10 protein-coding genes are annotated in these 12,306 nt (G+C 37.8%); 5 read left to right on the plus strand and 5 right to left on the minus strand.

Features of this window, described 5'->3' with window-relative positions; all coding sequences use genetic code 11:
* Window positions 1–213: 213 nt before the first annotated feature.
* The 3 genes from G5B37_RS06730 to alaS form a co-directional block, all read right to left on the minus strand.
* Window positions 214–732 (minus strand): DUF6252 family protein, encoded by a 519-nt coding sequence (locus tag G5B37_RS06730; protein WP_164679290.1) that lies wholly within the window; start codon window positions 730–732, stop codon window positions 214–216.
* 104 nt (window positions 733–836) lie between these two features.
* Entirely contained in the window at window positions 837–1,802 is a 966-nt protein-coding gene (locus G5B37_RS06735) for a GSCFA domain-containing protein (protein ID WP_164679291.1), read from the minus strand.
* Window positions 1,803–1,870: 68 nt separating this feature from the next.
* A complete protein-coding gene (gene alaS, locus G5B37_RS06740) occupies window positions 1,871–4,483 on the minus strand; it encodes an alanine--tRNA ligase (protein WP_164679292.1) in 2,613 nt (870 codons plus the stop codon).
* A gap of 120 nt (window positions 4,484–4,603) precedes the next feature.
* Between alaS and G5B37_RS06745 the strand changes: the two genes are divergently transcribed.
* The 5 genes from G5B37_RS06745 to G5B37_RS06765 all read left to right on the plus strand — a co-directional run bounded on the left by G5B37_RS06745 (window position 4,604) and on the right by G5B37_RS06765 (window position 7,886).
* Window positions 4,604–5,581 (plus strand): M23 family metallopeptidase, encoded by a 978-nt coding sequence (locus tag G5B37_RS06745; protein WP_164679293.1) that lies wholly within the window; start codon window positions 4,604–4,606, stop codon window positions 5,579–5,581.
* An 88-nt stretch (window positions 5,582–5,669) separates the two neighbouring features.
* The gene (locus G5B37_RS06750) at window positions 5,670–5,999 is read left to right on the plus strand and encodes a MerR family transcriptional regulator (RefSeq protein ID WP_164679294.1); all 330 of its coding nucleotides are present in this window, start codon (window positions 5,670–5,672) and stop codon (window positions 5,997–5,999) included.
* Window positions 6,000–6,012: 13 nt separating this feature from the next.
* The gene (locus tag G5B37_RS06755) at window positions 6,013–6,615 is read left to right on the plus strand and encodes a LemA family protein (RefSeq protein ID WP_164679295.1); all 603 of its coding nucleotides are present in this window, start codon (window positions 6,013–6,015) and stop codon (window positions 6,613–6,615) included.
* A 12-nt stretch (window positions 6,616–6,627) separates the two neighbouring features.
* Window positions 6,628–7,065, plus strand: a complete 438-nt coding sequence (locus tag G5B37_RS06760; RefSeq protein ID WP_164679296.1) for a TPM domain-containing protein — start codon at window positions 6,628–6,630, stop codon at window positions 7,063–7,065.
* Window positions 7,066–7,082: 17 nt separating this feature from the next.
* Entirely contained in the window at window positions 7,083–7,886 is an 804-nt protein-coding gene (locus G5B37_RS06765; RefSeq protein WP_404814789.1) for a TPM domain-containing protein, read from the plus strand.
* A 108-nt stretch (window positions 7,887–7,994) separates the two neighbouring features.
* On the opposite strand, the gene G5B37_RS06770 is transcribed toward G5B37_RS06765, so the two are convergent.
* The gene (locus G5B37_RS06770; protein ID WP_164679297.1) at window positions 7,995–10,778 is read right to left on the minus strand and encodes an outer membrane beta-barrel protein; all 2,784 of its coding nucleotides are present in this window, start codon (window positions 10,776–10,778) and stop codon (window positions 7,995–7,997) included.
* Between the two features lie 116 nt (window positions 10,779–10,894).
* On the minus strand, window positions 10,895–12,196 hold the full coding sequence (gene der / locus G5B37_RS06775) for a ribosome biogenesis GTPase Der (protein ID WP_164679298.1): 1,302 nt from the start codon (window positions 12,194–12,196) through the stop codon (window positions 10,895–10,897).
* Window positions 12,197–12,306 lie beyond the last annotated feature (110 nt).

Raw genomic sequence — 12,306 nt, forward strand, 5'->3', positions numbered from 1 at the left:
GATGCTACATAGACTAGGGCAATTCAATAGGGCAATTGACGTATTTAGTGGTGAACGGTGTGTGGTGTGTGGTGTGTGGTGTGTGGTGAAAATAAATATGCTTGATGCTATACGTTTATTTATTTGTGAAATAAAAACCGGAAGAAGAACAAATTGTTCCGCTCCCGGCTCCACGTAAAAACCTCAACACTGAGATTTTCTTGAATGGGTTGGTTAGTTGTTATTAGTAATTTCTAAATTAAATTTTCCCTCTGTTACTTCAACAGTATCGGTTGCATCGTCTTGTTTATACCCAGTAAAATTAAAAGTTCCTTCAATAGAATTTCCATCAAAGCTTGAAACTCTTAACTCTCCAGTAGCATCTGTACCATTAAGAGAAAGGTATATCACGACCGTATTCGGATCTGGATTACTTGGGTCTGGCAAATAACTGTAGGTTCCAATATTTATAAAGCTTAGATCATAAGTGCCTACACCATCAAAATTTTGAATAATCATTTGCAAATTCTCAGATTGCGAAGTACCACCAGAAATAGTCAATACATCTCCTTGTGGACTGTTAGTAATTTGTGCCTGCACCGCAATATCTGCTGTTAGTGTAGCGCCATCAATTTTAGCAGTCAATGTTCCAGTTGCTTCTCCTGGATCTTCTCCACCGTCGTCATCTTTTTTACATGCTACTACAGCTAAACTCATCAATAAGATTAGACTAATTTGTTTTAAGGTTTTCATAAATAAGGTTTTTAAGTTTATGGTACAAATGTGCAAACTGCTGTAGGGCAATTCAATAGGGCAATTGACGTATTTGATGTTATTTGGTGAGTAGTAAAACTCTTTTAGTCAAAGGTTACGTGAGGCAGCTTTGTTTGTAGTGTCGCTACTTTTTGCTGCAGGTCTTGCTGAAAGTTTACATGGGCTTCACCATTGGGATAAAAGGGTCTATGTTGTAATCCTTTTTGAACAACATCAACCTCCTTTTGAAGTTGTAGAGTTTCCGAAGCAATCCAAACCAACTGAAACTTATCCCAAATGTAATCTACCGCTATTTTAGAAGGATGTATCATGTCTTCTCCGTAAAAACGATAGTCTCTTAGCTCATCCATCATAATTTCATAAGAAGGAAAATAATGTGTTTGAAGCGTATCAATTATCGGTTTTTGATTCATAAATGTGTGGATGCCTGCAATGAGATGCGCCTTGCCTTGAGTGTTTTCTACAAAACCATCTTTAAGATGTCGTACTGGCGAAACCGTGGTGATAATTTTTACTGTCGAATTTATTTCAGAAAGTAATGAAACTGTACGTGCTATACTTGCTGAAATTTCCTGCATTGAAAGTAATTCCTTCGTAAATTCTTTCTGCGGGAGTTTATGACAATTGGCCACAACAGCGTTAGAAGCCACATGCCTATAAACCCAAGCCGTACCGTAGGTAAAAATAATATGTGACGTTTGTCGTACATACGAAGCAAACTCAAGCAACGTATTATTTAACAATGCAATTAGCTGCTCTTTTGAAGTTTCTGTAACAGAAGAGTGAGTTTCAAAACAAAACCATTGTCCGTCACGTTCAAATACATCAGTTTCGGTAAACAAGGTTTGGTGTATTGCACGGTGTATAAGTTGTTCAATCGCTAGAGGATGAAATACAATACCAAACGGATTTACACTACTTTGAAACTTAAAATACGCTAATTTTTCGCCAATATTTTCTGTAAAACAAGACCCAATTAACAAAATTTTTGAGTCGTAGTTAATTTGGTTAGCTACTGGTTTTAGTGGTATGGTTGTTTGTAGTTTCACTTTGTAATACGCTACTGCAGTTTGGTATGCGGCAAGCTTAAACTGCGCATCGCATCTAGTTAAAATTTTTAATTGATATACTCTTTAGCAGCGAGCAACGCCTTTTCTACACCATCTGGATTCTTACCTCCAGCGGTTGCAAAAAATGGTTGTCCACCACCACCACCTTGAATATGTTTTCCAAGCTTACGAACAATTTGTCCAGCATTCAGATCTTTTTCAGAAGCTAGGTCTTTAGAAATATAGCATGTTAACAATGCCTTTCCTCCTACTTTGCTACCAAACAAGATAAAAAGATTCTCTACTTCCCCTCCTAATTCAAAAGCCAGATCTTTTAATCCGCCAGCATCTAAATCTACCTCTTTGGCTAAGAAATTAACTCCATTTAAATCTTCTATTTCATTTTTAAGCTCACCTTTTATGTTTTTTGCCTTGTCTTTAAGCAATTCTTCCAATTGTTTCTGTAGGCTAGAATTATCCTCTTGCAGTTTTTCGATCGCACTTGCAGGATCTTTGGTGTTGTTCAGTAATTTCTGAACTTCTTTATATGCTTTGCTCCTATCTTCAAAATAAGATTTGGCGGCATCTCCTGTAATAGCTTCTATACGTCTTATACCGCTTGCAACTGCTCCTTCAGAAGTAATTATAAAGTGCCATACATCGCTGGTGTTTTTTACGTGAGTTCCCCCGCATAATTCCATAGATTTTCCAAACTTAATAGCACGTACTGTGTCATCGTACTTTTCACCAAAAAGGGCAATTGCACCTTCATCGATCGCCTGCTGATATGGAATATTTCTTCGTTCTTCAAGGGCAATCCCTTCTCGAATTCTCCCGTTTACAAAATCCTCTACTTCTCTCAACTGTTCATCATTTACTTTGCTGAAATGTGAAAAATCGAAACGCAAGTTACCACTGTGCACCATACTCCCCTTTTGCGCCACATGCTCCCCTAAAATATTACGCAAAGCTTGATGTAATAAATGTGTTGCTGTATGATTTGCTGCTGTTCTACCACGTTGTTTTGTGTCTACTACAACTTTAAATATATCTTCTGGACGTCGTGGAAGGTTTTTAGCAAAATGTACAATAAGGTTATTTTCTTTTTTGGTATCGATAATGTAAACCACTTCACCATTAGGCGCTTCTAAATATCCTTTATCGCCTACCTGCCCTCCTCCTTCTGGATAAAAAGGCGTTAGGTTAAACACAAGTTGATAGAGCTCTCCATCTTTTTTACTTTCTATTTTTCTATAACGCGTAATACGCACTTGACCTTCTAAGGTATCATAGCCAACAAACTCTTCTATGGCATCATCTCTAAGCACCACCCAATCTCCTGTAGCCACCTTTGTTGCAGCTCGCGAACGATCTTTTTGCTTTTGAAGTTCGGTTTCAAACTCGGCTTCGTTAAGACTATACCCGCGCTCTCGAAGTATCAAACTAGTTAGGTCAATCGGAAAACCAAAGGTGTCGTACAATTCAAATGCCTTGGCTCCTGAGATTTCTTTGCCATTGGCTGTTTGAATAATATTTTCTAGTAAGACCAAACCTTGATCTAGTGTACGTAAAAAAGAGGCCTCTTCTTCTTTAATAACATTGGTAATTAGGGTTTTTTCCTTTTTAAGCTCTGGGAACGAGTTCCCCATTTGCATGCTTAATGTTTCTATTAACTTATATATAAAAGGTTCTTTGGTATCTAAAAATGTAAATCCGTATCTAATCGCACGTCGCAAAATTCGTCGAATCACATACCCAGCTCCTGTATTGCTTGGTAATTGTCCGTCTGCAATGCTAAAAGCAACCGCTCGAACGTGGTCTGAAATCACACGAATTGCAATATCTACTTTTTCGTCTTTCCCGTAGGTACTGTTGGTAATTGCTTCCACTTCTCTAATGAGCGGAGTAAACACATCGGTATCGTAGTTACTTTGTTTTTCTTGCAGTACCATTGCTAGGCGTTCAAAACCCATTCCGGTATCTACGTGTTGCGCGGGTAATTTGTCTAAACTTCCGTTGGCTTTACGGTTAAACTGCATAAATACCAGGTTCCAAATCTCAACTACCTGAGGGTGGTCTTGATTTACCAAACTAGCGCCAGAAACTTTTGCTTTTTCTTCAGCAGATCTAATATCTACGTGAATTTCAGAACAAGGGCCACATGGGCCTTGCTCACCCATTTCCCAAAAGTTATCTGCTTTATTTCCATTTAAGATACGATCTTCGGCTATATACTGTTTCCAAATATCATAGGCTTCACTATCACGCTCTAAATTTTCCGAAGCGTCACCTTCAAAAATAGTTACATATAAGATATCTTTATCGATGCCGTACACTTCGGTAAGCAACTCCCATGCCCATGCAATAGCTTCTTTTTTAAAATAGTTGCCAAAACTCCAATTTCCTAGCATTTCAAACATGGTGTGATGGTAGGTATCCATTCCAACCTCCTCAAGGTCGTTGTGTTTTCCACTCACACGCAAGCATTTTTGTGTATCTGCAACACGCGGCTCGGTTATATCTTTGTTTCCCAAAAAATATTCTTTAAAAGGAACCATCCCTGCATTGGTAAACATTAGGGTAGGATCATTCTTTATAACCATAGGGGCCGAAGGAACAATTTTATGCTGTTTCGACTTAAAAAACTCTAAAAACTGTGAGCGTATCTCGCTAGATTTCATGGGTATCTTATTATAGTAAAAAGCGCATATTTTTTGCGCTTAAAAACAATTTATATCTTTGCAGGGCGTTTACAAAACGTACACACCACCATCACCGCAAAAATAGGATTTTTTTAGCGTATGTCTAAGGTTAAATATTACTACGATAGCGAGACCCTCTCCTATCGAAAAATTGAAAAGAAAAAAGGGCGTAAACTGGGCATTTTTGTACTTAGTTTGCTGGGGATGTTATTAAGTGGTTTCTTACTTTTAGTTGTTTATCTAAACCTTCCTGGCGTTGAAACGCCAAGAGAAAAAGCCATGAAACGCGAACTTGCTAACATGGAACTCCAGTATACTTTATTAAATCGTAAGATGGATCAAGCTGAAAGCGTCTTAAACGATTTAGCTGAAAGAGATAATAGCCTTTATCGCGTATATTTTGAAGCCAACCCAATTCCTGAGGAGCAGCGAAAAGCTGGGTTTGGGGGTATTAATAGATATAAAGACTTAGAAGGATTTAATAATTCAAACCTCATCGTTAATGCCCATAAACGATTAGACATTCTCACAAAACAAATTGTGGTGCAGTCTAAATCTCTAGATGAAATTGCGCAGCTGGCAGAGGAAAAAGAAAAGTTACTTGCGGCTATTCCAGCAATACAACCTGTAAACAATGAAGACCTAACGCGAATGGCTTCAGGTTTCGGTTTTAGAACCGACCCGTTTACTAAAGCGCTTAAGAAGCATTGGGGGATGGACTTTACAGCACCGCGAGGCACACCCGTATACGCCAGTGGTGATGGAAAAGTAACACGAGCCGATAATACGGCATCTGGTTATGGAAATCATATTAGAATAGACCATGGCTACGGGTACGAAAGCCTCTATGCCCATTTATATAAGTTTAATGTACGTAATGGCCAAAAAGTAAAGCGAGGTGATTTAATTGGTTTTGTTGGTAGCACCGGGCGTAGTGAAGCTCCGCATTTACACTATGAAGTTTTTAAAGATGGCGACCGAATTAATCCGATTAATTTTTACTACGGAAACTTGAGTCCGAAAGAATTTGCCGAGCTTTTAAAAACATCCCAACAAGAAAATCAGTCGTTAGACTAGAATTACTCTAAAGCTACGACACCTATTTTAACCGAATCTTTTCAACGTTTAGATATTTCTCACTAACTTCGTGAGGCAATATGTTTTTATGCACGTAGATTTACCTGAAAAATTATATTATAGCATTGGCGAAGTTGCCAAAGCTTTTGATGTGAACACCTCCTTGATTAGATTTTGGGAGAAAGAATTTGATGTTTTACAGCCCAAGAAAAATGCAAAAGGAAACAGAAAGTTCACCCCAGCAGATATAAAGAATCTAGAATTAATTTTTCATCTGGTTAAAGACCGTGGTTTTACATTAGAAGGAGCTAAAATACATCTAAAAGAAAACAAACAAAAAACACTTAGTAATTTTGATATTATACGAAAGCTTGAAACGGTAAAAGCCGAGCTTTTAAAAATAAAAGACCAACTCTAAAACCTCACCAATCATGAAAAAATGGATTATACCTATTATACTGATTGCCATACTACTAATGGCCGGTATGTTCTTAGTAAATCTTAATAATCGTTTAGTACCTCTAGATGAAGGTGTTTCTGCCCAATGGGGTAATGTTGAAAGTGCCTACCAACGTCGTGCAGACCTCATCCCAAATATTGTGAGTACTGCCAAAGGGTATGCAGAGTTTGAACAAGAAACGTTAATTAAGGTTACCGAAGCTAGAAGTAAGGCTACGTCAATTCAGATAGACCCTAGCAATATTACGCCAGCGCAATTACAACAATTTCAACAAGCACAAGCAGGATTAACTTCTGCCCTATCTAGACTTTTGGCAGTTTTTGAACGCTATCCAGATTTAAAAGCAAACGAAAACTTTAGAGAGCTAATTAATGAGCTAGAACGCACCGAAAACAGAATTAATGTAGAGCGAAACCGTTTTAACGAAAAAGCGCTTGCCTTAAATACAGAGCTCAAAATGTTCCCAGAGAAAATGTTCGTGGGTATGTTAGGCTTTGAAGAAAGAGCCTACTTTAAGGCCGCCGAAGGAAGTGAAAATGCACCAGAGGTTGAATTTGACTTCGGAAATGATTAATTTAAGGTACAGATGTCTAAAGTAGAAGATTTTTTAACTCAAGACGAAGAAATAGCTGTCGTAGAGGCCATTCGTACAGCAGAACGCAATACCTCGGGTGAAATTCGCGTACACCTTGAAGCACATAGCAAAATTGATGCATTTGATCGGGCAACCGAAGTATTCGATTTTTTACACATGAACAACACCAAACTAAGTAATGGTGTATTACTTTACATTGCTGTAGAAGACCGTACGCTTGTTATAATGGGCGACAAAGGTATTAATGATGTTGTACCCCCTAATTTTTGGGAAAGCACCAAAGATGCGATTATCGATAGATTTAAAAATGGAGATATGAAACAAGGCTTGGTAGATGGTATCATAAAAGCTGGAGAACAATTAAAAGTCCATTTTCCGTATAAGAAAAAAGACACCAACGAATTACCTGATGATATTTCGGTTGGGTAATTGTAGTTAAAATTACATTGAAAACAGCACAGCACAAACATATTTTATTTACCGTTTTTACGGTATGCTTGCTATTTTCACAAAGTATTGTCGCACAGTTTACTATTCCGCCTAAACCTACAAAGGTTTCTGAACAAACTTCTCTGTACGATTATATCAATTTACTTTCGGCCTCTCAAAAAACTGCTCTTGAGCAGAAACTAATTCGTTACGCAGATTCTACATCAACACAAATTGTAGTAGCTATTATTGGTACTTCTAATGGAGACGACCTAGCTCTGGTAGGTGCTAAGTGGGGTCAACAATGGGGTATTGGTCAGGCAGACAAAGACAACGGCATTTTAATTATTCTAGCCAAAGACGACCGAAAAGTAGATATTAACACTGGTTATGGTATTGAATACCGAGTGAGTGATCGCACAGCAGAACAAATTATTAACCGCGTAATGATTCCAGAATTTAAATCTGGGAATTACTACGCTGGTTTAGACAAAGGTGCCGATGCCCTTTTTAAAGCCCTTGAAGGCGAATTTAAAGAAGACCGAGATTTTTCATCGAATGATAACAGTCATTTTATTTTTGTCATAATCATCTTTATTATCATCTTAATCTTATTACGCAACCGGGGTGGTAAGGGTGGAAAAGGTGGTGGTGGCTCAAGTTTATTAGACGTAATCATCTTAAGCAACATGGGACGCACAGGCGGCTTTGGAGGAGGCGGTGGAAGTTTTGGCGGAGGCGGAAGTTTTGGTGGCGGTGGCTTTGGAGGCGGCTTTGGAGGTGGAGGCTTCGGTGGAGGTGGCGCTTCAGGTGGCTGGTAGATTAATGTGCTATAAATAGGGACAAAAATTTTGAGTCATATACCTTGGTGTTTCTATAATAGCAACCTTTCAACCTAGCATTAGAAAGCTACTTCAAATAAATTCTTACTAATTAAAAATATAGAATCCGCCATTATCATTTATTTCTCCCTTCTTTCCTAAACTATTAAATTTCCAACTAAAACTAAGCATAAAATATTGCTGAAGTACTAAACTCTGGGAGTCTTGAATATAATTTTGCGTTTGAGACCGTCTCGCATTTGCATTTTGCCCTAATAAATCGAAAGCCTTTAATGTTAGGGTTCCTGTGTCTTGCAATACAGAATAGGCCAACGTACTATTCCAAAACCAAGAACTTCGCTGAAAACCAACACCAACATCTGGATTATAATTGTAATTAATATCGTTACGCCATTCTAGCCTTTTTGGTAAAAATGTTGCTGTCTGTAGCCCTAACGTATGCTGTAAAAATTGGCGATCATCAAATCCAACCAAATCGAATGTAGATTTGGTAAACGACGGACGATAATTTGGGATAAGTTCTAACACCTTTTTCCATGTTAGTGTAAGCCTAATATTTGGACTAAGACTATTGTTGGTAGAAGCGTATTTTTCGCCATTATTAAAATTAATCGTTCTATTATTGTTCACAGACAAGCCCGCACTTACCTTCACAGTTCGTAAGGTATCCACTTTAAAATCTTTACTATAAGTAGCTCCGGCAAAGGCATAATAGTTTCCATCTACATTAGTGTAGGTGGTGTTTCTAACTAAATTTTCGTCTACTATAGTTTGTTGTACCACTTGGTTTTGTGTTTTGCTGAAACTTCCGTACATGTTAAATCCTGTTCGCTTTTGGAAATCGAAATTATTATACCCTACGTAAACACGATGCTCATTAGCAGGTTCTAAATTTGGATTTCCAGTAATGATATTTAACGGGTTACTCACATCTTGAAAGGCCTGTAATTGTGAAATTTCTGGTGGTCTATTGTTTAGATTGTAATTTGCATACAAAGAAGATTTAGGACTAAAACGATACGTTAGGTACCCTCGCAATTCTAACGCCTTAAAGCGCTGCTCAAATGATGCCTCTGGCCTTAAAGCATCATCATTAGCCAACGTTCTTAACACATACGACGCCCTTACGTTACCCGAAATCTTTTCGCCACTATATTGCAGACCAACACCAGGCGTACTTCTGCGATTAATATACTTAAAATTAGTACTCAAGGCAGTGTTAAAGAGTGTGTATTCTTGGGTTGCAGCATCAAAATCGAATGTACTTTCTATACTAGTTCTCTTGTCTTCTCGGTGACTAAATTTGGTGTCTAGATACAGTTTATTAGCTAGTATTGGATATCTATACGTTATATCTGTGAAGTAACTATCTAAACTACTCTCGTCATCTATAAATTGATTACGATTGGTTTGAGATGGAGTGTCTCCAAACACTTCAACATTAGATTGAAAGAAATCGTCTCGCGTATCATTGTCATATTGAACAACAACGCCTAAGCGAATAAAAGAACCTCGAGTTCCAAAACGCTTAGTAATATCAAGATCATTGTTAAAATTACGATTGGTATTTTCTGAATAAGAATTCGTACTACTTTGGTTAATTGCCTGATTATTATCGTCTCTAGAAGCTTCGTTGCTAGAAGACCTCCTGTTGCCTTTGCCATAAGTAAACGATGGCCGTAGATTAATTAAAAAGGTAGAATCTACCTTTATGTCTAGCTGAACATTTGCGCTATGGTTATTATTTTCAGTAAAAGATTCAGAATTACTGTTGGTAAAAAAACGAGAATCGGGCAGGATATTCTCGCGCTGAGTACTGGTACGATCTTCACTATCGGCGCCAGCATAAAAATAGTCTGCAGACAATTCAACCTTCTTCCCAAAACTATCGGCGTAATTACCCCCTGCATTACGGGACACGGTCACCCCATCTGAACCACCAAACGTTCGATTTCCAACTCCAAAAGCACCATTGCCGCTCACAAATGCGTTCCTACTATTTCCAAACATTTTACGTATTTCTCCAAAGCTAAATCCAGGAGAGTTAATGTTATTTCCGCCAGCCAGTATACTAACCCTTTGGTCGTTATCGAATTTATTAAAAAAACCGGCAAACTCATAACGGTCGTTGGTACCACCTCCAGCAGCTACTCTTCCAAAAATTCCTTTGTTATTTTCTTCTTTAATCGTGAGATTAATGGTTTTGTTTTCGCCATCTGCATCTTCACCCGCAAAAGCTTCAGCGTCGGTTTTGGTATCTGTAACCTGTACTTTTTCAATGATATCTTTGGTAAGATTTCTAGTAGTAATGGTAGGATCATCACCAAAAAAGGGTTTACCATTCACTAAAATTTTATTTACAGCCTTACCGTTTACGGTTATTTGGCCTTCATCGTCTACTTCTACCCCCGGCAACTTTTTCAGAAGATCTTCAACCGAGGCATCCTTTTTTGTCTTAAAGGAGCTTACATTAAACTCTAGGGTATCCTTTTTAATGGTAATAGGTGCTCTAGATTTAAGCACCACTTCATCTAGCGTATTGGCATCTATTTTCATGACAATGGTGCCAAGTTCAATTTCTTCGGAAGTAGCGACAAACTCCTTTTCGAAAGTTTTATAACCCACATAAGTTATGTAAATCTTTAAGTTTTTGTCTGCAGCTTTGTCTTCAATGCTGAAATATCCATTTTGATTGGTAATGGTATACGTAACCAAAGTGCTATCTTTTACGCGCTCTACATAAACAGTAGCAGACTCTAGCGGTTGACCAGCGTCATTAGCCATTAGTGTACCTGAAATTTTAAAGGGCTGCAACTGAGCAAAAGTAGCAATGCTGCATAAAAATATGAGTGCACGTAAGCAATGCTTCATGAAGTTAATTATTCGTTGATTGATGGTGTTGTAAGATAACGATCTTAACGAACATTTGTTTCCCTAAACAGATTTAGCTAGTAAGTATTAATAAAAATTACGAAAACCTGAAGCGTCTATTTTTTCCGAAGATAAATTGTTACTGGCACCCCAGTAAAGTTAAATTGTTGTCTTAATTTGTTTTCAATAAAACGTTTGTACGGCTCTTTTACATACTGCGGAAGGTTCGCAAAAAACGCGAATGCAGGAAAGGCTGTTGGCAATTGCGTGCAATACTTAATTTTCACGTACTTACCTTTATATTGTGGTGGTGGAAAAGCCTCAATGATAGGTAACATTGTATCGTTAAGAACCGAAGTTTTAATCTTCTTGCTACGATTTTTGTAAACTTCAACCGCCGTTTCTATTGCTTTATAGATACGTTGCTTTGTTAATGCTGAAATAAAGACAATAGGTACATCGGTATAGGGTTCGCATTGTTTTCTGATGTAGGCTTCCATATCTTTGGTACTCTGATTGTCCTTTTCAACAAGGTCCCACTTGTTCACTAAGATTACAATTCCCTTGTTATTTCGCTGCGCTAACCAGAAAATATTCTGTACCTGACCATCAAACCCTCTAGTAGCATCTAGTACCAACAAACATACATCACTATGTTCAATAGCACGTACACTTCGCATCACAGAGTAAAACTCAAGATCTTCTTTTACTTTCCCCTTCTTTCTAATTCCAGCAGTATCTACCAAATTAAAATCGAAACCAAAACGGTTATATTTTGTATCTATACTATCTCGCGTTGTTCCTGCAATGTCGGTTACCACAAAACGTTCTTCACCAATAAGGGCATTAATAAATGAAGATTTTCCTGCATTAGGTCGACCTACTACAGCAAATCGAGGCAGCACCTCTTCTTCAACTTCAGGTTCGTCTGGTAGCGCTGCCACCAAATCGTCTAACAGATCTCCACTACCGCTTCCATTAATACTAGAAATAGTATAATATTTTTCTACACCAAGTGAATAAAACTCTACGGCGTCGTTCTCTCGTTTAGAGCTATCAACTTTATTTACTGCCAGAAAAAACGGTTTCTGACTTTTCCGAAGTAATTGTGCTACTTCTTCATCCATTCCCGTAATTCCAGATTCTACATCAACCATAAAAATAATAGCGTCTGCTTCATCGATGGCAAGTTCTACTTGTTTATCTATTTCAGCTTCAAAGATATCGTCGCTACCTACAACATAGCCGCCAGTATCGATTAATGAGAACTCTTTACCATTCCAGTCACTTTTTCCGTAGTGTCTATCACGTGTAACGCCACTTACCGCATCGGTAATAGCTTCACGACGTTGGATTAAACGATTAAAAAAAGTAGACTTTCCTACGTTGGGTCTTCCTACAATGGCAACAATACTCATAGTTCTGGTTTGTAATATTTTGCAAATTTAGGCTTTTAAAGCTTAGGTATTGCTTAATTGAAATGAAGTTATTATCTGAAATTTTAAAATAATTCAAATTTTAAAACCCG

The sequence above is a fragment of the Rasiella rasia genome (assembly GCF_011044175.1).
In the GTDB taxonomy this organism is placed as follows: Bacteria; Bacteroidota; Bacteroidia; order Flavobacteriales; family Flavobacteriaceae; genus Marinirhabdus; species Marinirhabdus rasia.

Coding starts and splice junctions, on each gene's coding strand:
- G5B37_RS06730 (WP_164679290.1), bottom strand. CDS start 732: ATGAAAACCTTAAAACAAATTAGTCTAATCTTATTGATGAGTTTAGCT.
- alaS (WP_164679292.1), bottom strand. CDS start 4,483: ATGAAATCTAGCGAGATACGCTCACAGTTTTTAGAGTTTTTTAAGTCG.
- G5B37_RS06745 (WP_164679293.1), top strand. CDS start 4,604: ATGTCTAAGGTTAAATATTACTACGATAGCGAGACCCTCTCCTATCGA.
- G5B37_RS06750 (WP_164679294.1), top strand. CDS start 5,670: ATGCACGTAGATTTACCTGAAAAATTATATTATAGCATTGGCGAAGTT.
- G5B37_RS06755 (WP_164679295.1), top strand. CDS start 6,013: ATGAAAAAATGGATTATACCTATTATACTGATTGCCATACTACTAATG.
- G5B37_RS06760 (WP_164679296.1), top strand. CDS start 6,628: ATGTCTAAAGTAGAAGATTTTTTAACTCAAGACGAAGAAATAGCTGTC.
- G5B37_RS06770 (WP_164679297.1), bottom strand. CDS start 10,778: ATGAAGCATTGCTTACGTGCACTCATATTTTTATGCAGCATTGCTACT.
- der (WP_164679298.1), bottom strand. CDS start 12,196: ATGAGTATTGTTGCCATTGTAGGAAGACCCAACGTAGGAAAGTCTACT.